This is a genomic window from Pseudonocardia sp. Ae331_Ps2 (genome assembly GCF_001932405.1).
GTDB lineage: Bacteria > Actinomycetota > Actinomycetes > Mycobacteriales > Pseudonocardiaceae > Pseudonocardia.
The window spans coordinates 5795439-5818168 of sequence record NZ_MCIM01000001.1 but is presented as its reverse complement, the minus strand read 5'-3'; the positions used below and the strand labels follow the sequence as shown (position 1 = coordinate 5818168).

Below are 22730 nucleotides of genomic sequence, written 5' to 3'. Positions count from 1 at the left end.
TGCCCCGGCTGGTGCGGGCGATGGCCGTCGTCGAACGCGTCGGGAACGCGCTGCCGCACCCGTTCTGGCTGTTCTGGGTGCTGTCGGCGATCCTCGCCGTGATCAGCGCGGGACTGGCGGCGGCGGGCGTCGCGGTGGTGGCACCCGACGGCGAGCCGGTCGCGGTGCGGAACCTGCTCTCCGGCGACGGCCTCGCCATGGCCGTCTCGTCGATGATCGACAACTTCGCGCAGTTCCCACCGATGGCCACCATCGTCACGGTGATCATGGGCGTCGCCGTCGCCGAGCGCAGCGGGCTGCTCGCCGCGGCCATGCGGGCCGGGGTCGCCCGGGTGCCGGCGTCGCTGGTGGTGTTCGCGGTCGCGTTCGCCGGGACCGTCGCGCACGTCGCGTCGGCCGCGGCGTACGTGATCCTTGTGCCGCTGGGCGGGCTCGCGTTCCGCGCGGTGGGCCGCTCGCCGATCCTCGGGATCGTCGTCGCCTACACCGCCATCGCCTCGGGCTACGACGCCAGCCCGGTCCCCACCCCGAACGACGCGATCTTCGCCGGCATCACCACCGCCGCGGCCCGGATCGTGGACCCGGAGGTCGTGGTGACCCCGGTCGGCAACTGGTTCTTCAACATCGTCTCCTCGGTCGTGCTCGCGCTGGTGATCACGGCGGTGACCCGGCTGGTCCTGGCCGAGCGCCCGGACCTGGACCCCGACCCGGACGCCCCCGACGACGACGTCGCCGGCCTGAGCCTGTCGGCGGCCGAACGGTCCGGCCTGCGCCGCGCCGGCTGGGTGCTGCTGGCCTTCGCAGTGCTGCTCGTCGCGGTCATGGCCCCGGAGTGGTCGCCGCTGCGCGGGGAGAACGGGTCGATCGTCGAGTCCCCGCTGGTGGAGGGGATCGGCGCGGTCATCGCGCTGCTGTTCGGCCTGCTCGGCACGGTCTTCGGGCGCGCGGTCGGCACGATCACCACCGCCGCGGACGTCCCGAAGCTGATGGCCGACGGGATCCGGCAGATGGCCCCGGTGCTGGCGCTGTTCTTCGCGATCGCCCAGTTCCTGGCCTACTTCGACTGGACCCATGTCGGGGACGTGCTCGCCGTCGTCGCCGCGGACGCGCTGCGCACCACCGGCGTCCCGATCCCGGTCGTGTTCCTGATGGTGCTGGCCGTGCTCACCGTGGTGAACGTGATGGTGACCAGCGGGACGGCGATGTGGTCGATCGCGGCGCCGGTGATCGTGCCGATGCTGATGCTGGTCGACGTGCCGCCCGAGACCACCCAGGCGCTGTTCCGGATCGCCGACTCCGGCTCGACGGCGATCACCCCGATGAGCCCGTACTTCATCATGGCGCTGGGGTTCCTGCAGCGGTACCGCAAGGACGCGGGCATCGGGACGCTCGCGTCGTACACGCTCCCGCTCGCGATCGCGATGACGGTCGTCTGGACCCTGCTGTTCTTCGCCTGGTGGGCACTGGGGATCCCGCTGGGACCGGGGGCTCCCGTGCGGTAGCGGGGTGCGGGCGGGCCCCGGCGGCGTGGAGGACACTGCGCAGGTGCGCTACCTCGACGGCCTCGCTTCCGGACCACGACGCTGGTCGGTGATGGGGCTGGGCACCTGGCAGTTCGGCACGAGCGAGTGGGGCTACGGCGACACGCTGGAGGCCGGGCGGATCGTCGCCCGTGCCCGCGAGCTGGGTGTCACCGTGTTCGACACCGCGGAGCTCTACGGCCCGCTGCGCAGCGAACGGATCCTGGGCGACGCGCTGCGTGCCTGCGGCGGCCCCGGGTGGCGCGACGAGGTCGTGATCGCGACGAAGTTCTTCCCGGTCCTGCCCCTGGGGCCGGTGCTGCGCCGGCGCGCGGTCGCCTCCGCCGCCCGGCTCGGGGTGACCGAGCTCGACCTCTACCAGGTGCACAAGCCGCACCCGCTGATCGGCGACGCGTCGGCGATGCGCGGCATGGCCGAGCTGCAGCGGACCGGCCTGGTGCGCGACGCCGGTGTCTCCTCGTACTCGCTGGAGCGCTGGCTGGCCGCGGAGGAGGCGCTGGGCGGACCGGTGCTGTCCAACCAGGTCGAGTTCAGCCTGCTGCGCCGCCTGCCCGCCGGGGCCCTCGTCCCGCACGCCGCTGCGCACGGACGCATCGTGATGGCCTACAGCCCGCTCGCCCAGGGACTGCTCACCGGCCGCTACGACGCCGACCACCGGCCCACCAACGCGGTGCGCCGCAGCAAGCCGGAGTGGCTGCCGGAGAACCTGGCCGCGCTGGCCCCGCTCACCGACACCCTGCGCGACGTCGCGTCCGCGCACGACGCGACGCCGTCCCAGGTCGCGCTGGCGTGGGTGGTGCACCACCCGAACACCGTCGCCATCCCCGGTGCGTCGAGCGTGGCGCAGCTGGAGTCCAACGTGGCTGCGGCGGACATCGTGCTGACCTCGGACGAGTACGCCGGTCTCACCGCGGCCGCGCAGCGGGTCCGGCTGCGCACCGGACCCGCCACGCTGCCCGCCGTCGCGCGGGAGCTGTTCTCCCGGCGGTGAGGGCGCCTACTTCACGTGCTCGCGCAGGAACTGCGTCGCGCGGGTCCAGGCGATCTCCGCCTGCTCGGCGTCGTAGGTCCCCATGTGGTTCTCGTCGTTGAAGAAGGCGTGCCCGGCCGGGTACTGCAGGAACTCCGGGCGGGTGCCGGACTCGGACTCGATGCGGTCGGCGAGCGAGCTCACCGCGTCCGGCGTCGCCATGGTGTCCTCGGCCCCGAAGTGGCCCTGCACGGCCGCGGTCAGGTTCGCGAACGACGGGTAGTCCTCCTTCAGGACGCCGTAGAACGGCACCGCGGCCGCGACCTTGTCGCCCTGCTGCGCGGCGAGGACCAGCACGAAGCCGCCGCCCATGCAGAAGCCGACGGCGCCGACGGCCGAGGAGGTCACGTCGTCGCGCCCGAGCAGGTACTCCACGGCTCCGGCCAGGTCGGTGGCCGCCTGCTGGACCGGCAGCTCGGCCATGAGCTTGCCGGCCTCGTCGGAGTCGTGGGTGGTGCGTCCGCCGTAGAGGTCGGGCGCCAGCGCGACGAAGCCCTCGGCGGCGAACCGGTTCGTGACGTCCACGATGTGGTCGGTGAGGCCCCACCACTCCTGGATGACGATCAGGCCGGGCCCGGACCCCGAGTCGGGGCGGGCCAGGTAGCCGTGCGCGGTGCCGCCGCCGGAGGGGAAGGTGACGTTCTGCGCGGGGTTCTCGTTGGTGTGTGCCACGCGGGCGATGACATCACGACGGTGCCGGTGCCGCCCGCCGGGAAGATCGTCGCGCCCCTGTGACGGAGGACCCTCCGTTAATCTTGAGCGTCGCAAACGATATGGGTCTATCGTCACCGCCATGCTCGCCGGGACCGCCACCCGCACCGCGCACGACGCCGCGGTGGAGAACCTGCGCCGGGCGCGCGCCGGAGCCGGCGCCGTCCAGCTGGGGAAACCGTCGTCGAACCTGTTCCGGTTCGGTGACCGCGACACCGGGGCCGCCGCGCGCCGACTCGACACCTCCGCGCTGAACGGTGTGCTCGGTGTGGACCCGGAGCGCTGTACCGCAGAGGTCCAGGGGATGGCGACCTACGAGACCATCGTGGACGCCACCCTCGCCCACGGGTTGATGCCGCTGGTCGTCCCGCAGCTCAAGACCATCACCCTCGGGGGAGCGGTCACCGGTCTCGGTGTCGAGTCGACGTCGTTCCACGCCGGGCTGCCGCACGAGTCGGTGCTGGAGATGGACGTGCTCACCCCGGCCGGGGAGCTGCTGCACGTCACCCCCGACGGCGAGCACGCCGACCTGTTCGCGGCGTTCCCCAACTCCTACGGCACGCTCGGCTACGCCCTGCGGCTGGTCGTCGAGCTGGCCCCGGTGAAGCCCTTCGTGAAGCTCACCCACCACCGCTACCCGACCGCGTCCGCCGCGTCGGCGGCGATCGAGCGGTTCGTCGCCGCGGGGGAGATCGACTTCCTCGACGGGGTCGTGTTCGGACCCGACGAGCAGTACCTGACCACCGGTGAGTTCGTCGACGCACCGATGCCGGGCGCCCGGATCTCCGACTACACCGGCCAGGAGGTGTTCTACCGGTCGCTCCAGCGCCGCCCGGTCGACCACCTCACCGTGCACGACTACCTGTGGCGCTGGGACACCGACTGGTTCTGGTGCTCGCGGGCGTTCGGCGTGCAGCACCCAGTGGTGCGCCGGTTCTGGCCGCGCCGCTGGCGCCGGTCGGACGTCTACCGCCGGCTCGTCGCCCTCGACCAGCGCTACGGCGCGTCCAACCGGGTCCGCGAGGCCCTCGGCGGGACGGCCGAGGAGATGGTCGTGCAGGACGTCGAGATCCCCGTCGAGCGGCTCCCGGAGTTCCTGGAGTTCTTCCACCGCGAGATCCCGGTGCTGCCGGTGTGGCTGTGCCCGCTGCAGCTGCGGGGCGAACGGACCTGGCCGCTCTACCCGATGGAGCCGGGCCGGCTCTACGTCAACGTCGGGTTCTGGTCGTCGGTGCCGGAGAAACCGGGTGACCGGTGGGCACACAACCGGCTGATCGAAGAGTGTGTCGCCGACCTGGGCGGGCACAAGTCGCTGTACTCGACCGTGCACTACGGCGAGGACGAGTTCTGGGCCCACTACAACGGTGCGGCCTACCGCGCGGTGAAGCAGCGGTACGACCCGGACGGTCGGGCACCCGACCTGTTCCGGAAGGTCACCGGCCGCTGAGGGGCACCGCGAGGATCGACACGGGAGGGGATCGGCGATGACAGGAGTGCTGGAACAGCGGACCGCGTCGCTCGAGCCGGTGGCGGGGATCCTGTCCCGCGTCCTGGGCTCGACGCGTGAGCTGCGGGTGGAGGCGTTCGACGGGTCGCGGACGGGACCCGACGACGCCCCGGTCACGTTGCGGGTGAACTCGCCCCGGGCACTTGCCCGGCTGGTGAGCGCACCCGGCTCGCTCGGGCTGGCCCGGGCCTACGTCACCGAGGAGATCGACGTCGACGGGGACCTCTACACCGCGCTGCGCGCGATGTCGGAGGTGACGCTGCACTCGATCCCGCGCCGGGAGCAGCTGTGGCTCGCGCGGCGGCTGCTGCCCTACTGGCGCGAGCACCGGATGCCGCCGCCCGACCTGGAGGCCCGCCCCAAGGGGCTGCTGCACTCCAAGCGGCGTGACTCGCAGGCCATCTCGCACCACTACGACGTGTCCAACCGGTTCTACGAGTTCGTGCTCGGACCGTCGATGACCTACACCTGTGCCGCCTACCCCGACGCCGACGCGTCGCTGGAGACCGCGCAGGCCGCCAAGTACGAGCTGGTCGCGACCAAGCTGGACCTGAAGCCGGGGATGCGTCTGCTCGACGTCGGCTGCGGCTGGGGCGGCATGGTCCGCCACGCCGCCCGCGAGCACGGCGTCCGCGCGCTCGGGGTGACCCTGTCGAAGGAGCAGGCAGCCTGGGCGCAGGAGGCGATCGCCCGCGAGGGGCTGTCCGACCTGGCCGAGGTCCGGCACCTCGACTACCGCGACGTCCCCGACGGCGTGTACGACGCGGTGTCCTCCATCGGCCTCACCGAGCACATCGGCAAGTCCAACCTGGACTCCTACTTCGCGTCGATGTACGCCAAGCTGCGGCCGGGCGGGCGGATGCTGAACCACTGCATCACCCAGCCGTACCGGCCCGACCACCGCCACACCGACCCGTTCATCCACCGCTACGTGTTCCCCGACGGGGAGCTGGAGCCGGTCGCGGTGCTGGTGGACGCGATGAACGAGGCGGGGTTCGAGATCCGGCACGAGGAGAACCTGCGCGAGCACTACGCCATGACGCTGCGCGACTGGGGCACGAACCTGGAGCGCAACTGGACCGACGCCGTGGCCGAGGTCGGCGTCGGCCGGGCCCGGGTGTGGCGGCTCTACATGGCCGCGTGCCGGCTGGGCTTCGAGCTGAACAACATCCAGCTCCACCAGGTGCTGGGTGTCAAGCTCGAAGACGGCGGTCGGTCCGGGTTCCCGCTGCGCGGGGAGCACGGGGCGTACTGAGACCGGGGATCAGCGGAGACGGCGCGCGGCCGCGACGGCCTGCGCGCCGTATCCGCCCCCGAACAGCACCGCGTGCACCAGCAGCGGGAACAGCTGGTGCAGGTCGACCCGCTCGCGCCACCCGTCGGCGAGCGGGGCGGCCTCGTCGTAGGCGGCGAGGACGACGTCGAGGTGCGGCAGCCCGAACAGGTCCAGCATCGCGAGATCGGACTCCCGGTGCCCGCCGTGCGCGGCCGGGTCGATCAGCCACGCGGCGCCTTCCCCGTCCCCGTCGTCGCGGGGACCCCAGAGCACGTTGCCCGACCACAGGTCGCCGTGCAGCCGGGCCGGCGGCTCCGCCGGACCGGCCAGGGCGCCGATCCGTCCGCACACCGCCTCGACGACGGCGGCCCCGGCCGGGTCGAGGGAGCCGCGGTCCCGGGCGGCCCGCAGGTAGGGCAGCACCCGGTCGGCGGCGAACCAGTCGCCCCAGGGGCCGTCGTGGGGACGGTTCGTCATCCGCGTGCAACCGATCCACGCCAGCTCCGGTCCGCCCGGCGGCGGGACACCGAACGCGTCGGCCCCGGCGTCGTGCAGCGTCGCCAGCTCCCGGCCGAACCGCTCGGCGGCGGCCGGCGTCGCCCGGCCCGGGGTGATGAGCCCGGTGACCAGGAGCGCGTCGTCGGCGCCGAACACGTGCGGGACCGGTGGCCCGCCCGGCACCGCGATCCAGCGCAGCCCCGCGGCCTCGGCCCTGGCCGCACCCGGGTCGGCCGAGGAGTCCTTCACCACGACGACGGTGCCGTCGTCCAGGGTCGCGCGCGGCGGGTGGCCGGCCGGGCCCTCGCGCACCGACCGGCCGGTCAGCCGGGCGACGCGGTCGGTCATGCGTTCCGGGTGACGTACTCGACCAGGCCGGGCATCGCCGCCTCGATCATGGCGTGGACCTCGGCGAACCCGTCCGGGCCGCCGTAGTAGGGGTCGGGCACCTCGGCGCCCGCGGGCGCCGCCGGGTCGAACGAGCGCAGCAGGCGGACCCGCTTGGGATCGGGCACCGACTGCTCGAGGGTCCGCAGGTGCCCCATGTCCAGCGCCACCAGCAGGTCCGCGGACAGGATCTCCGAGTCGACCTGGCGGGCGCTGTGGGTGGTGTCGTAGCCGTGCTCGGCGAGCACCTCGGCGGCGCGGTCGTCCATCGGCTGCCCGATGTGCCAGTGACCGGTCCCGGCGCTGGTCACCCGCACCCGGTCGGCCAGCCCGGCGGCCTCGACCTCGGCGGCGAGGATCTTCTCGGCGATCGGGGACCGACAGATGTTGCCGGTACAGACGAAGACGACGTTCACTGCGACGTTCCTCCGGGGAGCGGGGGTGCCGACGTCGACCCTGACGCCTCGGGCGGGGTGGCGTGGACCATTGTCCACAGGGCATCGGTGCGCGCCGTAGGGTGGCCCGATGCCGTTCGATCACCATGCGGCCGGGACGGATCACGCGGGCGGCCACGACCTGCGGCACCACGGCGACGCCGAGGCCGCCGACGGGCTCGTCGACTTCGCCGTCAACGTGATCGGCGACGGCCCCCCGCGCTGGCTGCGGGACCGGCTCGCCGCGACCCTGGACGGGCTCGGCCGCTACCCGCGCGCCGACCACGACGCCCGCGCCCGCGCCGCCGTCGCGGCGCGCCACGGCCGCGACGCGAGCGAGGTGCTGGTGCTCGCGGGCAGCGCGGAGGGCTTCGCGCTGCTCCCGATGCTGCGCCCCCGGCTCGCCGCCGTCGTGCACCCGGGGTTCACCGAGCCGGAGGCCGCGCTGCGCAGCGGCGGGGTGGAGGTGGTGCGGGTGCTGACCGACGCCGCGACCGGACACGCGCTCGACCCGGCCGCGGTGCCGGCGGAGGCCGACCTCGTCGTCGTCGGGAACCCGACGAACCCCACCGGGGTGCTGCACCCGGCCGACTCGCTGCGCGCGCTCGCCCGCCCGGGACGGATCCTGCTCGTCGACGAGGCGTTCGCCGACGCCGTCCCCGGCGAGCCGGAGACCCTCGCCGGCGACGCGGGCGTGCCCGGCCTGCTGGTGTTCCGCTCGCTGACCAAGACCTGGGCACTGGCCGGGCTGCGCGCCGGCTACGCGCTCGGCGCCCCCGACCTGCTGGCCCGGCTCGCCGCACCCCGCCCACCGTGGCCGGTCTCCACACCCGCCCTGGAGGCGGTCATCGCCTGCTGCGAGCCCGACGCGGTCTCCGCGGCGGACCGGAAGGCCCGCGAGCTGGCCGCGCACCGCGTCTCGATGGCCACGGCGCTGTCGGGCGTCGACGGCGTCGCCGTGTCGGCGGGACCCGCCCCGTACCTGCTGCTCCACCTGCCCGACGGCACTGGCGAGGAGGTACGGCGGATGCTGCGCGAGGCCGGGATCGCGGTGCGCCGCGGCGACACCTTCCCCGGTCTCGGGCCCGACCACCTGCGCGTCGCGGTCCGCCCGCCGGAGACGGCCCGCCGCCTCGTCGACTCCCTCGACGAGGCACTGCGCCGGCTGGCGGTGTCGGCATGAGCACCCTGCGCGACGTGATCGCCGCCCTCGACGCGGTCTACCCGCCCCGGCTCGCCATGGACTGGGACGCGGTCGGCCTGGTCTGCGGCGACCCCGACGACACCGTCTCCCGGGTGCTGGTCGCCGTCGACCCCACCCCGGAGACCGTCGACGAGGCGATCTCCTCCGGCGCCCAGCTGCTGGTCACCCACCATCCGCTGCTGCTGCGCGGGGTGCACGGTGTCGGCACCGACACCCCGAAGGGCGCGATGCTGCACCGGCTCATCCGGGCCGGGGTCGCGCTGTTCACCGCGCACACCAACGCCGACGTCGCCGACCCCGGTGTCTCCGACGCGCTCGCCGCGGCCCTCGGCCTGACCGTGTCCGGCCCGCTGGAACCGGTCCCCGGCCCGGCCCTGGACAAGATCGTCACCTTCGTGCCGGTCGGCCCGGCGATCGCCGCCGTGCACGCCGCGCTGTCCGACGCCGGGGCCGGCGCGATCGGCAACTACTCCCACTGCTCGTTCGCCACCGCCGGGACCGGCCAGTTCCTGCCCCTCGACGGCGCCGCCCCGGTCATCGGGTCGGTCGGCCGCCTGGAGCGCGTCGCGGAGACCCGGCTGGAGATGGTGCTGCCCCGGTCGCGCCGCCGCGACGTCGTCGCCGCGCTGCGGGCCGCGCACCCCTACGAGGAACCGGCCTTCGACCTGCTGGAGATGGCGCCGCTGCCGTCGTCGCTGGGGCTGGGCCGGATCGGCGAGCTCGACGACGCCGAGCCGTTCGCCGCGTTCACCCGCCGGGTCGCCGCGGCGCTGCCCGCCACCGCCTGGGGGGTGCGCGGTGCCGGGGACCCGGACCGTCCGATCCGCCGGGTCGCCGTCTGCGGTGGCGCCGGGGACTCGGCCCTGGACTCCGCGGCCCGGGCCGGCGTCGACGCGTTCGTCACCGCCGACCTGCGCCACCACCCCGCCTCCGAGCACGCGCTCGCCGGGACCGGCCCCGGCGGCCCGACACCCGCGCTGGTCGACGTCGCGCACTGGGCCTCGGAGTGGCCGTGGTGCGGGCAGGCGGCCGGGGTCGTGGCCGAGGCCCTCGCAGGTAGCGTCTCGGTCGCGGTCTCGCAGGCCCGTACCGACCCCTGGACCACCGCCGCCCCGAGCAGCGGATCCGACACGACAGCAGGACAACCGGAGGCGAGTGCATGAAGGCCGATCCCACCGCGCAGGCGAAGCTGGTGACGCTGGCCGAGGTGGACGCCGAGATCGGCCGGCTCACCCACCGGCGCTCGACGCTGCCCGAGCTCGCGCAGCTGGACGAGGCCGAGCAGCGCGTCCGGGCGGCACGCGACGCCGTGGTCCGCGCCGAGACCCGTGCCGGTGACCTCGACCGCGACATCGCCCGGCTCGAACGCGACATCGACGGCGTGCGGGCCCGCACCGAGCGCGACCACACCCTGCTCGCCGGCTCGGGCATCTCCGCCAAGCAGGCCACCGAGCTGCAGCACGAGCTCGACACCCTCGCCCGCCGCCAGGGCATCCTGGAGGACGAGCAGCTCGGGATCATGGAGGAGCGCGAGGCGGTCGGCATCGAGCTCGACCACGCCCGTGGCGAGCTGGCCGAGGCCGAGACCGCTGTCGGCGAGGTGACCGCGAAGCGCGAGTCCGCCGAGGGCGACATCGACGCCACCCGCGCCGGGCGCGACCGTGCCCGCACCGAGCTCGTCGCCGCGCTGCCCGCGGACCTGCTCGCCGACTACGAGCGCATCCGCGCCGGCGGCCGGGTCGCTGCCGGGCAGCTGCGCGAGTCCCGCTGCGGCGCCTGCCGGCTCGAGCTCGACCGGACCTTCCTCAGCCAGGTCCGCACGGCGCCCGCCGACGAGGTCGTCCACTGCGAGGAGTGCGGAGCGATCCTGGTGCGTGGCCGGTGAAGCTGGTCGTCGAGGCGGACGGCGGCTCCCGCGGCAACCCCGGGCCCGCCGGCTACGGCGCGGTCGTGCTCGACGCCGGAGCGCGCCAGGTGCTCGGTGAGGTCTACGACGGCCTCGGGATCACCACCAACAACGTCGCCGAGTACCGCGGCCTGATCGCCGGGCTGACCGCTGCCCGTGACCTGGGGGCCACCGAGGTCGAGGCCCGGATGGACTCCAAGCTCGTCGTCGAGCAGATGAGCGGGCGCTGGAAGATCAAGCACCCGCCGCTGCAGGAGCTCGCCGACGCCGCGCGCGAACTGGCCGCGGGCTTCGACGCGGTGACCTTCGTGTGGATCCCGCGCAAGGACAACGCCCGCGCCGACGCGCTCGCCAACCGCGCGATGGACGGCGAGTCCAGCCCGACTCTGGACCCGTCCGCCGCGGCAGGGCCCGCGCCGAAGCCACCCGCCGGGGCGACCGCGTCGACGGACTCGGCGGCAGCGGCGGCCTGGACCGGGCAGACCGGGTCCCCGGTGCGGCTGATCCTGCTGCGTCACGGCCAGACCGAGCTGTCGATCGAGCGCCGCTACTCCGGCCACGGGGATCCCGAGCTGACCGAGCTGGGGCAGCAGCAGGCCGCCGCCGCCGCCCTCGCGATCGCGAAGCGGCTCTCGCGCCAGGGCGTCGAGCCGGCGGCGGTGCTGTCCTCGCCGCTGCGCCGGGCCCGCCAGACCGCCGCGGCCGTCGCCGAGTCGACCGGGACCGAGCTGGAGGTCCGCGAGGGGCTGATCGAAACCGACTTCGGCGGCTGGGAGGGCCTCACCTTCACCGAGGCCCGCGAGCGCGACCCCGAGCTGCACGGCCGCTGGCTGGGCTCCGCCGACGTCGAACCGCCGGGCGGGGAGAGCTTCCGCGCGGTGGGGGAGCGGGTCGAGGCCGAGCGGGCCCGGATCGTGGAGGAGTTCGCCGGGCGGACGGTGATCCTGGTCAGCCACGTCACGCCGATCAAGATGCTGCTGCGCACCGCGCTCGGCGCCGGCGACGAGGTGCTGTACCGCATGCACCTCGACCTGGCGTGTCTCAACATCGCCGACTTCTACCCCGACGGGGGCGCCTCGGTGCGTCTGGTCAACGAGACGTCCTACCTGGACGGCCTCCGGTAGCCAGCGGCCCGTCAGGGGCCCGCCACCACCTGCTGGATCGATACCGTCCTGACCCGTTCGGGCGGTGTCGACTCCGGACAGTTGTCCCCTTTCCTCGCCTGAGCGATGCTTCGCGTGCACCGTACGGGGCGGTCAACCTACGGAGCGTGAACGACGGTCTCGGTGGCGGCGGGGAACAGAGAGACGGTGAGGACAGCGATGTCGCAGATCCACGAGCACGACTACGGCTACGACCTGGCACACGAGATGAAGGTGATCGCCCGGCTGCCCCAGCAGCGGCGCGGCAGCTCGCGCCCGATGGGCGTCCCGGCCCGCGAGATGGACCCGGACACCGACCTCGGCCACGACATGGCCCACGAGTTCTGATCCCTGTCCACCGTCCGCGACGGCCCCGCCCTCTCCGGGCGGGGCCGTCGTGCGCTCGGGGCTACTGCGGCAGGACCGCGAGCGCGGCCCACAGCGCGGTCGTCGCGGCGAGCAGGCCCAACGGGACGGTGAGCGCCCCCAGCCGCAGGAACGTCCCGAGCTGCGGCGGGTCGCCGTAGCCGGTGGCGATGCGCCGCCACAGCAGCGTCGCGAGCGACCCGGCGTAGGTCAGGTTCGGCCCGATGTTGACGCCCAGCAGCATCGCGAGCACCAGCCCGGGGTGCGCGGCCGGACCGAGCGCGGAGAGCAGCACCAGCGTCGCGGGCAGGTTGTTCACCAGGTTCGCCAGTACCGCCGCGACGGCCGCGGTGACCAGCAGCCCGGTCAGGTCCGGGGTGGCGGGCAGCAGTGAACCGATCCAGCCGGACAGCCCCTGCGCGCCGAGCCCGGCGACGACCACCCCCAGGGCCAGCACGAACAGGCAGAACCCGGGGGAGGCGGCCGCGACCAGGCGCAGCGGCCCGGTCTCGCGCCGCACCAGCGCCCGCACCGCCAGCACCGCGGCACCGGCCGCGGCGACCCAGCCCGGCGCGACGCCCAGCGGCGAGGCCACCGCAAACCCGGCCAGGGTCAGCCCGAGCACCACCAGCGCGACGACCGGCGCCGCCGGCACGGGCACCGCGGGGTCGGCGGGGACCGGCACCGGCGATGCGGCCAGGTCCCGCCGGAACACCCACCGCAGCACCAGGTACTCGACGGCGATCACCGCCACCCACGGCCCGGCCATCAGACCGGCGAAGGTCAGGAACCCCACCCCCGACGCCGAGAACGCGAGCAGGTTCGTCAGGTTCGACACCGGCAGCAGCCCCGACGCCGAGTTCGACAGGTGTGCGCAGGCGAACGAGTGCGGCCGCGACGCCACCCCCAGCCGGGCCGCCGTCGCGAGCACCACCGGGGTCAGCAGCACGACCGTCGCGTCCAGGCTCAGCACCGCCGTCGTCCCGGCCGCCGCGACGAACACCGCGGCCAGCAGCCGTCGCGGGGACCCGGCCGACGCCGTCGCCAGCCGCGCGCCCAGCCAGCGGAACACGCCCTCGGCGTCGGCGAGGTGCCCGAGCAGCAGGATCGCGGCGAGGAACCCGACGGTCGGGGCGAGCTCGCCGATCTCGGTCCACGCCCCGGCCGGGGTCACCAGCCCGGCGACGACGGCGACCAGCGCCGCCGGGACCGCCACCACGGCCTCGGGGAGCCCGAACGGGCGCAGCGTCGCGGCGGCCAGGACCGCGGCCAGCAGGGCGACCGCCAGCAGGAGGTCGATCACCACCGGACGGTATCCCGCTGCGACGTCGCGGTGCTCCCCGGCGGCCGACCGTTCGGGTCCGTAGCCTGGAACCCATGACCGCAGCCACCGAGATCGCGTTCGAGAACACCTTCGTCCGCGACCTGGAGGGGCTCTTCGTCCCCTGGCAGGCCGCCCCGACGCCGGACGCGCGGCTGGTGCTGCTCAACGAGTCCCTGGCCCGTGAGCTGGGCCTGGACCCGGCGCAGCTGCGCACCCCCGAGGGGGTCGCGCTGCTCACCGGCACGACCGTGCCCGACTCGGCGACAACCGTCGCGCAGGCCTATGCCGGCCACCAGTTCGGCAACTACTCGCCCCGGCTCGGCGACGGCAGGGCACTGCTCGTCGGGGAGCTCGTCACCCCGGGCGGCACCCGCCGCGACCTGCACCTGAAGGGATCGGGGCGGACCCCGTTCGCCCGCGGCGGCGACGGGAAGGCCCCGCTCGGGCCGATGCTTCGCGAGTACGTGATCTCCGAGGCGATGCACGCGCTCGGGGTTCCGTCGACGCGCTCGCTCGCCGTCGTCGCGACCGGTGAGCCCGTGCTGCGCGACCGCGGCCCGGAGCCGGGTGCGGTGCTCGCCCGCACCGCGGCCAGCCACCTGCGGGTGGGGACGTTCCAGTTCGCGGCAGCGAGCAGCGCAGGCGGATCGCGCAGCGACACCGCGACCGGTGAGGTGGACCTGCTGCGCCGGCTCACCGAGTACGCCATCGCCCGGCACCACCCGCAGGCGTCCACGCCGCTGGAGTTCTACCGCGCGGTGATCGCCGCCCAGGCCGAGCTGATCGCGCGCTGGATGCAGATCGGGTTCGTGCACGGCGTCATGAACACCGACAACATGACGATCTCCGGGGAGACCATCGACTACGGCCCGTGCGCGTTCCTCGACGCCCACGACCCGTCGACCTGGTACTCCTCGATCGACTCCGGCGGCCGCTACGCCTACGGCAACCAGCCCGGCATCGCGCAGTGGAACCTCGCCCGCTTCGGGGAGTCGCTGCTGGGCCTGTTCGCCGACTCCCAGGAGGAGGCGGTCCGCCTCGCGACCGAGGAGCTGGCGGGCTTCGCAGGCGCCTACCGCGCCGCCCACGACCGCGGCTACCTGGCCAAGATCGGCGTCGGGACCCCGGAGCTGCTCGCCGACCTGTTCGCGGTGATCGAGGACCAGAAGCCCGACCACACCCTGTTCTTCCGACGGCTGTCCGAGGCCGCCCGCGGCGACGCGGGGCCGGTCCGCGACCTGCTGTCCGACCCGGGCGCGCTGGACCCGTGGCTGGAGTCCTGGCGGGCCGCCGGCCCGGACGCCGACGCGATGGACCGGGTCAACCCGGTCTACGTGCCGCGCAACCACCTGGTCGAGGAGGCGCTGGGCGCCGCCGTCGAGGGGGACCTGGAACCGGTGCAGTGGCTGCTGCAGGTCCTCGCGGACCCGTTCACCGAGCGCGAGGGCTACGAGCGTTACGCCCTGCCGGCCGGGCCGGACGCGCCGCCGTTCAGGACGTTCTGCGGGACGTGAGCAGCGAGCATCGGGCGACCGAGACCAGCCAGTCCCGGTAGCGCGCGACCGGCCAGCCGCGCAGTGCTACCAGTCGGCGCGCCGCTGTCCGAGGACTCGGGCCGCGCCGAACCGGCGGAGGCCGTGCGGGCCGCCGTGGCGACATGAGTATCCTCGTCGTTGCGGACGAGTCGGTCGGGCGGCCGCGGCGGGACCTCCGGGTCCTGCCGAGGAAAGTCCGGACTCCACAGGGCAGGGTGGTTGTCAACGGCAACCCGGGGCAACCCGCGGGACAGTGCCACAGAGAACAGACCGCCACCGGCCTCAGGGCCGGGGGTAAGGGTGAAACGGTGGTGTAAGAGACCACCAGCACCCCGGGTGACCGGGGTGGCTCGGTAAACCCCACCCGGAGCAAGGTCGAGAGGCCGTACATGTACGGCTGCGCAGGCGTTCGAGGGCTGCCCGCCCGAGCCTGCGGGTGGACCGCTGGAGCCTGCCGGCGACGGCAGGCCGAGATGGATGGTCGCCGAACGGAGCACCGTGAGGTGTCCGGGAACAGGATCCGGCTTACAGGCCGACTCGTCCGCCCCGCTCTCCCCGACATGCGACGGGGGAGCGGGGTTCGCACGCTGACCAGGGGAAACGCTCTCGCTACCTCTTGTCGTCTCTCGACGGTCTGCGACGTCCCACGGCCCAGCGACGGCCCGGGACATGATCATGCTTGTCGCGCTGTCCCGGCTCTTACCCACGCGCCCGGCCTGCTGGTGATCTCCTCGCGGCGCGGGTTCACCCCTGCCAGGCCGGGGAGCGGGGTGCAGGGCACGAGGTCCCGCCTTGCACCCCGCTCCCCGGTCTGGCTGCCGTCTCGGCGCGCCGTGAGGAGATCACCAGCCCCGCCGCACTCCCCCTGATCTCCGAGCGGTGTCGGGTCCGGGCGGAGCCCGGGGGTGTTCGTCCCCGTTCCCACCGGGCAGCCTTCTGCGTGTGAGCGCGTACGACGTCGAGGTCTTCCCGATCGAGCCGACTCGCTGGATCGCGGTCATCGAGGGTCCCCGCGGCCTGTTCTCGGCCGAGACCACGGCGCCCGAGCTGATCGTCGACGAGGTGCGCAGCTCGATCCGGGGGGTGCTCGACGACGCGACCCCGACGCTGCGTCTGGTCGACGAGGACGGACGTCCCTGGGCTGTGGAGAGCGCTGCCGCTCAGCTCGCCGGGCTCGATGACCGGTGACGTCGGCTGCGCCCCGGGCCCGGCTCTGAGATCCGGGTCGTCCTCCGTTGGCCTGGGGCCGGGTAGCCGAGCCACGGCGCCGCGAACGGGCCGGAGGTGTAGTGAGCGAGCGACGGGGCCGGCGTGGCCGGCCCCGCGCCGCCGGAGGCGGCGCCTTGATCCTCAAGAGGCGGATTCGGCAGCACGCGGATGTGAGCCGTCGTTCGGTCCGGTCGGGCTGTCGGTCAGCCTGCGACCCGCGGGGCCGGGAAGACGTAGACCAGGGCGGGTTCGGTGAGGCCGTCGCCGAACCCGTGGATGACCTCGGCGATCCGCTCGGCGCCGGAGCGGTCGTAGAGCCCGACGGCGGCGGTGTCCTTGGCCATCACGTCGAAGACCACGGTACGGCCGATGAGCTGGGCGTGGCGACGTAGGGCGAGGATCAGGAAGCCCGCGAGGCCCGTCCCGCGGTGCCCGGGGTCCAGGAACAGGCGCGCCATGACGGCGATGTCGATGCCGTGGTCGCCGGTGTGTTCGATCCAGGCGCGGGCCGCGTCGTCGTCCGGCTGGGCCTCGGTGAGCGTGACCTGCCCGACCGGGACGTCGTCGACGACGGCGGTCCAGCTCCGGATCTCGTGCGGGTGCTCCAGCCATGCCCGGGGATCGGCGATGCCCTCCACCGGGTATCCGTCGTGGGCGTGGACCCGCTCCAGTACTCCGGCGAGTGCGGGAAGGTCGCCGTCCTGACGTTCGCGGACGGTGCGCACCGGCTCGGTCACTGCTCCTCCACTGGCATGTCGTAGTCGAGAGCGGAGTAGTCCGCGCGCATCACGAAGCGGGTCACCTCGAACGGTTCTCGGTCGGCGTTGATCCCGGTGTGCCACAGCTCGATCACCGGGACGCCGTCGGGGATTGTCATGCGCTGGGCCTCCTCGCGGGTGGGCATCCTCGCCGAGATCTCCTCACGGACGTGGGTGATCACGTGGCCGAGGGCGGCGAACTGGCCGTAGATGCCCTCCGGGCCAAGGGCGGCTGAGTCGCCGAGGGGGTTGCCCTCGACTAGGCTCCACGCGGCGTAGGTGACACCGATCTGCAACGGCTCGTCGTCGGCGAAGTACCAGTTCTCGCGCTGCACGACCGGGGTCCCGGGGTCGATCCCGAGCCGCTCGGCGACTTCCGCGGGTGCCTCGACCCTGGTGATGCGGGAGTCGACGTGCGGGGTCCGGCCCTGGGCGACGGCCTCGGCACCGAACGGGCCGAGCTCGTTGGTGGAGCGCATCGCGGCGCTGTAGCGGCGTCGACCGAAGCGCATCCACCGCGGCTTGCTGCGGACGAACACCCCGCGGCCGTGGTGGGCGCTGACCAGGCCCTCGCGACGCAGGGCAGCGATGGCCTCGCGGGCGGTGTTGCGGGCGGCGCCGTGCTGCTCGGCGAGCGCGCGCTCTGAGGGGAGCTTGTCGCCGGGCTGGTACTCGCCCGAGGTGATCGCCTCGCGCAGCTCGTGCGCGATGGCTCGGTAGTCGCTGTTGGCGCCCCGCGGCGTCCGTGCCGAAGACGTCATGTCTTCACGATAGCGAACTGGCCTGGGCCAGCCACTTGCCCTACTGGCTCAAGCCTGCTGTACTGGATCAAGCCAGTGAGGCGACACATAACCAGGAGGCCAGTCATGGCGATCACCAACAAGTTCCCCGTCGCGATGGGCGACGTGTTCCCGCATGGCGCGTTCGTCGTGTCGGAGGTCGAGTCGGTGCGCGACTTCGACAAGTCCTCCCCGGGGCGCCCGGTGCAGCAGACCGACAAGGAGTCCGGGCTGCCGGTGTGGTCGGTGTCGGTCCTCGACGCCGACCCCGCGGCCCGCCGGACGGACAAGACGGTGACGGTGAAGATCGCGGCCCCGCATCAGCCGGTGCCGCCGGAGGCGGCCGCGGGGCTGCCGTTCCGCCCGGTCGAGTTCGACGGCCTCACCGTCACCCCGTACGTGCAGGAGACCGGAGGCCGGCCCCGCGTGGCCTACAGCTTCCGCGCCGCCGGGATGCGCGCCCCCGCCGGTCACGGCCACCGACCGGCGCCGGGCAAGAACCAGGACGCGGCCTGAGCTGCCACTCACCCGCCGCCGCACCAGGTGGAGGGAAGCCCGTCTCCAGCGGGCTCCCCTCCGATCTCCCTCGCCCCTCGTAGCCCTGCCAGGCACTCAAGACTCGGAAGGACACCGAGCGTAGATGCACTCGTCCCTACCCCGTCATGCCCTGACCTCGACCACTCCCACCAACGCCGCGGTCGTGCCGGTGGCACGTCTCGTGGAGGCCGGCCTCCGCCGGGTCGCCGTCGCCATCGCGGCCACCCTCGACCCGGTTCCGTCGCTGGACCCGGTCGCGCACGCGGCCCGGGCCCGTCGCCTGGCTGCGCTGCACACCCGTCGGGGCCGCTGGTGGGCGGTGCTGGAGCGCAGCATCGTCGCCGATCACGACATGCCGATCATCCACGCCCAGGCCGCCTACGCCGCCGGCTCGGTCGCCGAGCGCGAGGCCCGGTTCTGGTCCGACGCCGCCGACGACTGGCAGGCCCGCTCCGAGCAGCGACCAACCTCAGAGGTCGCGGGGGCCATGTCGAACTGGGCCGACCTCGGCCTGACTGAGCCCGCCGCCCCCGGCCTGCCCGACGTTTCGGCGGTGGCCCGATGAGCGCGGTGTCGTCCGGGAGGCCGGTGCTGCGGCTGGTCCCGATCACCGACCCGGCCGCCGTCGTGTCCGGGCCCGGCTGGCGCCAGGAAGCGGTCTGCCGGGGGTTGGACACCGAGCTGTTCTTTCCCGTCGATGACCGCGCTGTCTCGGTGGAGCCGCCGCGTCGGGTGTGCCGGGGCTGCCCCGTGCGCGCCGCGTGCCTGGTCGACGTCCTGTCCACGGAGGACCCGGCGCGGCGGTTCGGGATCGTCGGCGGCACCACCCCTGCCGAGCGCCGGACCCTGCACCGCGCCGGGCTCACGATCACCACCCGCCCGGCCGCCGGAGGCGACGTCGCATGACCACCACGACGAAGCCGCCGCGCCCGCCGTGGTGCGAGGTCTGCCGGACCCCGCTGCACGAGCGCCCCGACCCGCGGCGCCGTCGCTGCGCTGATCACCTCGACCAGCTCGCCCTGGTCCCGCTCACCACCGTCCGCACCACCCGCCGGAAGGGGAACCGTCGATGATCACCACCGCCGTCACCCCGGCCGCGGACGTGCCGCTGTCGTGGGAGCAGATCACCATGGTTGGCGGCGCCGCCCTGGCCGCGGTGCTCTACGTTCTCTACCGGGTCGGTCACTACCTGGCCCGGGTCCTGGAAGCCCTCGCCACAGCCGCCGTCGTGTTCGTCGCCCTCTACCTCTCCGTCAAGGGCATTGTCCTCGCGCTGGTGTGGGCGGTCCGGCACTGGCGCACCACCACGACCGTGACCGTCGTGTCGGTGTGGTGCTGGTGGTGGGGCTGGCTGTCGCTGCTGCTCACCCTCACCGCCGTGACGGTCGCGCTCGGGGTGTGGCGGGTCGCCTCGCTGCCCTCGTTCGACCACTGGGCCGGACGTCACCTGCGCTCCTGGTGGCAGCGCTGGCTCGTCTACGCACCCCGGATGCCACGGTGGCTGCGCTCGGTCGGCCTCACCGTCCCCGACCGCGGCGGGGCCACGGTCATCCAGGTCAACCCTCTGCGCCGCACCGCGACCGCGCCCCGGGAGCGCCCGCGCCGCGACCAGCTCCCGCGCATCCTCTCGGTCCGCTCCGGCCCCTCCTGGGACGAGGTCAAGGTCCGCCTCGTGCCAGGGCAGACCCCGGAGGACTTCGACACCGCCGCCCGCGCCCTGGCCGTCGCCCGTGGGGTGAACCGCTGCCAGGTCCGCGAACTCGCACCGAACGTGGTGTCGATCGACTACCAGCGCCGCAACCTCCTCGACGCCGTCGTCGCCGCACTCGACCTCGACGCCATGGCCGGGCTCTCCGGGGACGGGATCGACCTGGACCGGGTGCTGTCCGGAGCCACGGAGTACGGGACCGAGTGGCGGCAGTCGATCCGCGGTAGCCACACCCTGATCGGTGGCGCCACGGGGGCCGGTAAGGGCTCGCTGATGTGGACGCCGCTGCTGTCGATCGCCCCGGCCATTCGCGACGGCCTGGTGCGGGTGAACGGGATCGACCCGAAGGGGATGGAGCTGGCCTACGGCCGCGACGTCTTCCACCGCTACGCCGTCACCAGCAAGGACGCCCTCGCTCTGCTCGACGACCTGGTCGACCAGATGGAGACCCGCAAGCGCGCCCACGCCGGAACCACCCGCCTCGTCCCGATCACCCGCGACACCCCGTTGGAGATCGTCGAGTTCGACGAGATCGGCGCCCTGCTGCGCTACGTCGGGGACCGCAAGACCCGGGAGGCGATCACCGAGCGGATCGCGCTGCTGACCACCCAGGGCCGCGCCCTCGGGTTCACCGTCCGCGGCTACGTCCAGGAACCGACCAAGGACACCGTTCCGGTGCGGGAGCTGTTCCCGCGCCGCATCTGCCTACGCGTGGCCACCAAGTCCCACGTCGGGATGGTGCTGGGGGACAACGCCTACGAGCGGGGCGCGTGGGCGAACCGCATCGGCGAGTCCGAACCTGGCGTCGGCTACCTGTTCGGCGAAGGCGTCCGCGAACCCCTGCGTGTGCGCGCCGCCTGGGTGCCGGACGAGGCGATCAAGGCTCTCGAACGGTTCGTGACCGCGCCGTCCCCGGACCCGACTCGACGGCCGGCGCCGGTGCTGGCGTTCCGGCCTGGCACGCCCGCCCTGCCCACCGGAGGTGCCGCATGACCGACGAACAGACCGCCCCGACCCCGACGGCGGCCCCGATCGATCAGGAGTCGATGACCCGCGCCCAGAAGGCCATACTTGCCCTCTCGGCCGACGTCGCGACTCAGCTCGCCGAAGACCACGGCGTCTGCGTCCGCCCCCTCGCCATGCGCCGGATCGACCAGAGCGGCGGCCGGGTCGAGGTCGTTCCCGTGCCGTGCAGCTCCACGCGGGCCGACCAGTGCCGCCCCTGCGCGGAGAAGGCCCGACGCCTGCGCATGGTCCAGTGCCGCGAGGGCTGGCACCTCGAGGACGAACCCATCGCCAAGCCCGCCGCCCCCACCACAGCGCAGAAAGACCTCATGGCGGTCCGCGCCGACCTGCACGCCGCCTACACCGACGCCCGCGCCCAGGGCGACGACGCCGAGTGCGAGGAGATCCGCGAGATCGTCGCCGAGGTCGACGCCGAGCTTCGTGCCCTCGGGGTCCGCGGCCGCCTGGCCCCGCTCGACCCCGGCCCACAGACCGTGCGCCGGACGACCCGCCGCCGCCAGGACGCACCGAACCTGCCCCGACGGCCGGTGGAGGACCGCACCCTGGGCCGGGTGTTCGGCGGGAAGTACCGGCCCTCGACCTTCCTCACCCTGACCCTGGACACCTATGGGCGGGTGGACAAGCACGGCGCCGCCCTCGACCCGGACACCTACGACTACCGCCGCGCCGCTCGCGACGCGATCCACTTCCCGAAGCTGCTCGACCGGTTCTGGCAGAACACCCGCCGTTGCGTGGGCTGGGACGTGCAGTACTTCGGCACCGTCGAACCACAGAAGCGCGGGGCACCGCACTTCCACGCCGCCATCCGCGGCACCATCCCCCGCACCGAACTCCGAGCCATCACCGCCGCCACCTACCACCAGGTCTGGTGGCCCGCCCACGACGAGATCCTCTACTCCGGCGACCGGCTCCCGCGCTGGGACAACCACCACAAGGCATTCGTCGACCCCGACACCCGGAAGCCGCTACCGACCTGGGACGAGGCCACCGACCCCGACACCCTGACCGCTCCGGCGCACACGGTGGTGTTCGGGCCCCAGGTCCACGTCAAAGGCATCCTCGGCGGCACCGAAGAAGCCGGACGCCACATCGGCTACCTGACCAAATACCTCACCAAATCCGTCGGACAGGCCGCCGGCCTCGACGACACCGCCACCACCCGCCAACGGGAACACGCCCGCCGCCTCGCCGCCGAGCTCGCCGTCACCCCGTGCTCGCCGCGCTGCCCGATCTGGCTGCTCTACGGCATCGAGCCCAAGGGCGCCCGCCCCGGAACGGCACCAGGGCATTGCACGGGCAAAGCGCACAAGCCCGAACACCTCGGCATCGCCGGGCGCCGGGTCCTGGTCTCGCGCAAGTGGTCCAACAAGTCGCTCTCGGACCACCGCGCGGAGCGGACCGCGTTCGTTCGGCAACTCCTCGACCAGGCCGGGGTGAAGCCCGCCTACGCCGTCGACGACGGCCCCTTCACCTGGGAGACAACCAAACCCGGCGACAGCGACGTGCCACCCCGCACAGTCCTGCTGATCCACGCGATCAACCAACGGAGTCGATGGCGCGCCGACTACGACGCCGCCGTCCTGGCCACCACCGACGCACCACCCGACGACCGTTCGGCAACCGGGTCCGATAACGCCACGGAGGTCCGTCATGCAGCGTGAGCGGCCGGAGATCCATCCGCTGTGGACGGCTGCTGAGCTGTCCCACTACCTCGGCGTCCCTGTCCAGACCCTCTACCAGTGGAAGTGGCTCGGCCAGGGCCCGCCCGTGCACAAGATCGGCCGCCACCTGCGGTACGACCCGTCCGAGGTGCGTGCCTGGATCGCCGCTTCCCGCTCGGAGGTGGCGTAGG

At 73.6% G+C, this 22730-nt stretch carries 24 protein-coding genes and 1 other RNA gene; 19 read left to right on the top strand and 6 right to left on the bottom strand.

Translation table 11 applies throughout. The features are described 5' to 3' along the window. Positions 1–20 precede the first annotated feature (20 nt). A complete protein-coding gene (locus Ae331Ps2_RS27180) occupies positions 21–1502 on the top strand; it encodes an AbgT family transporter (protein WP_083696382.1) in 1482 nt (493 codons plus the stop codon). Positions 1503–1506: 4 nt separating this feature from the next. Beyond that, a complete protein-coding gene (locus tag Ae331Ps2_RS27175) occupies positions 1507–2532 on the top strand; it encodes an aldo/keto reductase (RefSeq protein WP_233147504.1) in 1026 nt (341 codons plus the stop codon). Between the two features lie 6 nt (positions 2533–2538). On the opposite strand, the gene Ae331Ps2_RS27170 is transcribed toward Ae331Ps2_RS27175, so the two are convergent. Beyond that, positions 2539–3243 carry a dienelactone hydrolase family protein gene (locus Ae331Ps2_RS27170; protein ID WP_020622584.1) on the bottom strand — a complete coding sequence of 235 codons (705 nt, stop codon included), beginning with the start codon at positions 3241–3243 and terminating at the stop codon, positions 2539–2541. A gap of 121 nt (positions 3244–3364) precedes the next feature. On the opposite strand from Ae331Ps2_RS27170, the gene Ae331Ps2_RS27165 reads away from it, so the two are divergent. Together Ae331Ps2_RS27165 and Ae331Ps2_RS27160 are read left to right on the top strand one after the other, a co-directional pair. Beyond that, complete coding sequence (locus tag Ae331Ps2_RS27165; protein WP_075305702.1) at positions 3365–4729, top strand: FAD-binding oxidoreductase; 1365 nt, start codon at positions 3365–3367, stop codon at positions 4727–4729. A gap of 37 nt (positions 4730–4766) precedes the next feature. Further along, positions 4767–6044 (top strand): cyclopropane-fatty-acyl-phospholipid synthase family protein, encoded by a 1278-nt coding sequence (locus Ae331Ps2_RS27160; protein WP_075305703.1) that lies wholly within the window; start codon positions 4767–4769, stop codon positions 6042–6044. A 9-nt stretch (positions 6045–6053) separates the two neighbouring features. Here the strand turns inward: Ae331Ps2_RS27160 and Ae331Ps2_RS27155 are convergent, their stop codons facing one another. Both Ae331Ps2_RS27155 and Ae331Ps2_RS27150 read right to left on the bottom strand, forming a co-directional pair. Next, positions 6054–6911: a fructosamine kinase family protein gene (locus Ae331Ps2_RS27155; protein ID WP_075305704.1), complete on the bottom strand. Its 858-nt coding sequence runs from the start codon at positions 6909–6911 to the stop codon at positions 6054–6056. Then, positions 6908–7366 carry a low molecular weight protein-tyrosine-phosphatase gene (locus Ae331Ps2_RS27150; protein WP_020622580.1) on the bottom strand — a complete coding sequence of 153 codons (459 nt, stop codon included), beginning with the start codon at positions 7364–7366 and terminating at the stop codon, positions 6908–6910. The genes Ae331Ps2_RS27155 and Ae331Ps2_RS27150 overlap by 4 nt, the downstream gene beginning before the upstream one ends. A gap of 109 nt (positions 7367–7475) precedes the next feature. Here Ae331Ps2_RS27150 and cobC point away from each other — a divergent pair, with 109 nt between their 5' ends. From cobC to Ae331Ps2_RS32245, 5 genes are all read left to right on the top strand, one after another. Next, positions 7476–8567: an Rv2231c family pyridoxal phosphate-dependent protein CobC gene (gene cobC, locus Ae331Ps2_RS27145; RefSeq protein WP_075305705.1), complete on the top strand. Its 1092-nt coding sequence runs from the start codon at positions 7476–7478 to the stop codon at positions 8565–8567. Next, entirely contained in the window at positions 8564–9751 is a 1188-nt protein-coding gene (locus Ae331Ps2_RS27140) for a Nif3-like dinuclear metal center hexameric protein (protein ID WP_075305706.1), read from the top strand. The genes cobC and Ae331Ps2_RS27140 overlap by 4 nt, the downstream gene beginning before the upstream one ends. Continuing rightward, the gene (locus Ae331Ps2_RS27135; RefSeq protein ID WP_020622577.1) at positions 9748–10473 is read left to right on the top strand and encodes a zinc ribbon domain-containing protein; all 726 of its coding nucleotides are present in this window, start codon (positions 9748–9750) and stop codon (positions 10471–10473) included. The genes Ae331Ps2_RS27140 and Ae331Ps2_RS27135 overlap by 4 nt, the downstream gene beginning before the upstream one ends. A gap of 2 nt (positions 10474–10475) precedes the next feature. Next, positions 10476–11618 carry a bifunctional RNase H/acid phosphatase gene (locus tag Ae331Ps2_RS27130; RefSeq protein ID WP_198932285.1) on the top strand — a complete coding sequence of 381 codons (1143 nt, stop codon included), beginning with the start codon at positions 10476–10478 and terminating at the stop codon, positions 11616–11618. 198 nt (positions 11619–11816) lie between these two features. Then, positions 11817–11984, top strand: a complete 168-nt coding sequence (locus Ae331Ps2_RS32245; RefSeq protein ID WP_020622575.1) for a hypothetical protein — start codon at positions 11817–11819, stop codon at positions 11982–11984. Between the two features lie 61 nt (positions 11985–12045). On the opposite strand, the gene Ae331Ps2_RS27125 is transcribed toward Ae331Ps2_RS32245, so the two are convergent. Beyond that, entirely contained in the window at positions 12046–13302 is a 1257-nt protein-coding gene (locus tag Ae331Ps2_RS27125) for an SLC13 family permease (protein WP_170918322.1), read from the bottom strand. Positions 13303–13379: 77 nt separating this feature from the next. On the opposite strand from Ae331Ps2_RS27125, the gene Ae331Ps2_RS27120 reads away from it, so the two are divergent. The 3 genes from Ae331Ps2_RS27120 to Ae331Ps2_RS27110 all read left to right on the top strand — a co-directional run bounded on the left by Ae331Ps2_RS27120 (position 13380) and on the right by Ae331Ps2_RS27110 (position 16049). After that, positions 13380–14840: a YdiU family protein gene (locus Ae331Ps2_RS27120; RefSeq protein WP_075305708.1), complete on the top strand. Its 1461-nt coding sequence runs from the start codon at positions 13380–13382 to the stop codon at positions 14838–14840. Between the two features lie 166 nt (positions 14841–15006). Continuing rightward, an RNA gene (rnpB, locus tag Ae331Ps2_RS27115) (RNase P RNA component class A) lies at positions 15007–15405 on the top strand. A 398-nt stretch (positions 15406–15803) separates the two neighbouring features. Then, positions 15804–16049, top strand: a complete 246-nt coding sequence (locus Ae331Ps2_RS27110) for a hypothetical protein (protein WP_075305709.1) — start codon at positions 15804–15806, stop codon at positions 16047–16049. 224 nt (positions 16050–16273) lie between these two features. Here the strand turns inward: Ae331Ps2_RS27110 and Ae331Ps2_RS27105 are convergent, their stop codons facing one another. Together Ae331Ps2_RS27105 and Ae331Ps2_RS27100 are read right to left on the bottom strand one after the other, a co-directional pair. Further along, positions 16274–16807, bottom strand: coding sequence for a GNAT family N-acetyltransferase (locus Ae331Ps2_RS27105; RefSeq protein WP_075305710.1), 534 nt, complete (start codon positions 16805–16807; stop codon positions 16274–16276). Next, the gene (locus Ae331Ps2_RS27100; protein WP_075305711.1) at positions 16804–17589 is read right to left on the bottom strand and encodes a GntR family transcriptional regulator; all 786 of its coding nucleotides are present in this window, start codon (positions 17587–17589) and stop codon (positions 16804–16806) included. Before Ae331Ps2_RS27100 ends, Ae331Ps2_RS27105 begins: the two co-directional genes overlap by 4 nt. 105 nt (positions 17590–17694) lie before the next feature. Between Ae331Ps2_RS27100 and Ae331Ps2_RS27095 the strand changes: the two genes are divergently transcribed. The 7 genes from Ae331Ps2_RS27095 (at position 17695) to Ae331Ps2_RS27070 (ending at position 22729) form a co-directional block, all read left to right on the top strand. Next, the gene (locus tag Ae331Ps2_RS27095; protein WP_075305712.1) at positions 17695–18123 is read left to right on the top strand and encodes a plasmid replication, integration and excision activator; all 429 of its coding nucleotides are present in this window, start codon (positions 17695–17697) and stop codon (positions 18121–18123) included. Positions 18124–18247: 124 nt separating this feature from the next. Further along, positions 18248–18709 carry a hypothetical protein gene (locus tag Ae331Ps2_RS27090; RefSeq protein WP_075329810.1) on the top strand — a complete coding sequence of 154 codons (462 nt, stop codon included), beginning with the start codon at positions 18248–18250 and terminating at the stop codon, positions 18707–18709. Then, positions 18706–19050, top strand: a complete 345-nt coding sequence (locus Ae331Ps2_RS27085) for a WhiB family transcriptional regulator (protein ID WP_083696063.1) — start codon at positions 18706–18708, stop codon at positions 19048–19050. The genes Ae331Ps2_RS27090 and Ae331Ps2_RS27085 overlap by 4 nt, the downstream gene beginning before the upstream one ends. After that, positions 19047–19217: a hypothetical protein gene (locus tag Ae331Ps2_RS32240; RefSeq protein WP_170918273.1), complete on the top strand. Its 171-nt coding sequence runs from the start codon at positions 19047–19049 to the stop codon at positions 19215–19217. The genes Ae331Ps2_RS27085 and Ae331Ps2_RS32240 overlap by 4 nt, the downstream gene beginning before the upstream one ends. Then, entirely contained in the window at positions 19214–20845 is a 1632-nt protein-coding gene (locus tag Ae331Ps2_RS27080) for an FtsK/SpoIIIE domain-containing protein (protein WP_075305714.1), read from the top strand. Before Ae331Ps2_RS32240 ends, Ae331Ps2_RS27080 begins: the two co-directional genes overlap by 4 nt. Continuing rightward, positions 20842–22539: a replication initiator gene (locus tag Ae331Ps2_RS27075; RefSeq protein ID WP_075305715.1), complete on the top strand. Its 1698-nt coding sequence runs from the start codon at positions 20842–20844 to the stop codon at positions 22537–22539. The genes Ae331Ps2_RS27080 and Ae331Ps2_RS27075 overlap by 4 nt, the downstream gene beginning before the upstream one ends. Beyond that, positions 22529–22729 carry an AlpA family transcriptional regulator gene (locus Ae331Ps2_RS27070; RefSeq protein ID WP_075305716.1) on the top strand — a complete coding sequence of 67 codons (201 nt, stop codon included), beginning with the start codon at positions 22529–22531 and terminating at the stop codon, positions 22727–22729. Before Ae331Ps2_RS27075 ends, Ae331Ps2_RS27070 begins: the two co-directional genes overlap by 11 nt. Position 22730: the final 1 nt, after the last annotated feature.

Coding starts and splice junctions, on each gene's coding strand:
- Ae331Ps2_RS27180 (WP_083696382.1), top strand. CDS start 21: ATGGCCGTCGTCGAACGCGTCGGGAACGCGCTGCCGCACCCGTTCTGG.
- Ae331Ps2_RS27165 (WP_075305702.1), top strand. CDS start 3,365: ATGCTCGCCGGGACCGCCACCCGCACCGCGCACGACGCCGCGGTGGAG.
- Ae331Ps2_RS27160 (WP_075305703.1), top strand. CDS start 4,767: ATGACAGGAGTGCTGGAACAGCGGACCGCGTCGCTCGAGCCGGTGGCG.
- Ae331Ps2_RS27155 (WP_075305704.1), bottom strand. CDS start 6,911: ATGACCGACCGCGTCGCCCGGCTGACCGGCCGGTCGGTGCGCGAGGGC.
- cobC (WP_075305705.1), top strand. CDS start 7,476: ATGCCGTTCGATCACCATGCGGCCGGGACGGATCACGCGGGCGGCCAC.
- Ae331Ps2_RS27140 (WP_075305706.1), top strand. CDS start 8,564: ATGAGCACCCTGCGCGACGTGATCGCCGCCCTCGACGCGGTCTACCCG.
- Ae331Ps2_RS27135 (WP_020622577.1), top strand. CDS start 9,748: ATGAAGGCCGATCCCACCGCGCAGGCGAAGCTGGTGACGCTGGCCGAG.
- Ae331Ps2_RS32245 (WP_020622575.1), top strand. CDS start 11,817: ATGTCGCAGATCCACGAGCACGACTACGGCTACGACCTGGCACACGAG.
- Ae331Ps2_RS27120 (WP_075305708.1), top strand. CDS start 13,380: ATGACCGCAGCCACCGAGATCGCGTTCGAGAACACCTTCGTCCGCGAC.
- Ae331Ps2_RS27100 (WP_075305711.1), bottom strand. CDS start 17,589: ATGACGTCTTCGGCACGGACGCCGCGGGGCGCCAACAGCGACTACCGA.
- Ae331Ps2_RS27095 (WP_075305712.1), top strand. CDS start 17,695: ATGGCGATCACCAACAAGTTCCCCGTCGCGATGGGCGACGTGTTCCCG.
- Ae331Ps2_RS27090 (WP_075329810.1), top strand. CDS start 18,248: ATGCACTCGTCCCTACCCCGTCATGCCCTGACCTCGACCACTCCCACC.
- Ae331Ps2_RS27085 (WP_083696063.1), top strand. CDS start 18,706: ATGAGCGCGGTGTCGTCCGGGAGGCCGGTGCTGCGGCTGGTCCCGATC.
- Ae331Ps2_RS32240 (WP_170918273.1), top strand. CDS start 19,047: ATGACCACCACGACGAAGCCGCCGCGCCCGCCGTGGTGCGAGGTCTGC.
- Ae331Ps2_RS27080 (WP_075305714.1), top strand. CDS start 19,214: ATGATCACCACCGCCGTCACCCCGGCCGCGGACGTGCCGCTGTCGTGG.
- Ae331Ps2_RS27075 (WP_075305715.1), top strand. CDS start 20,842: ATGACCGACGAACAGACCGCCCCGACCCCGACGGCGGCCCCGATCGAT.
- Ae331Ps2_RS27070 (WP_075305716.1), top strand. CDS start 22,529: ATGCAGCGTGAGCGGCCGGAGATCCATCCGCTGTGGACGGCTGCTGAG.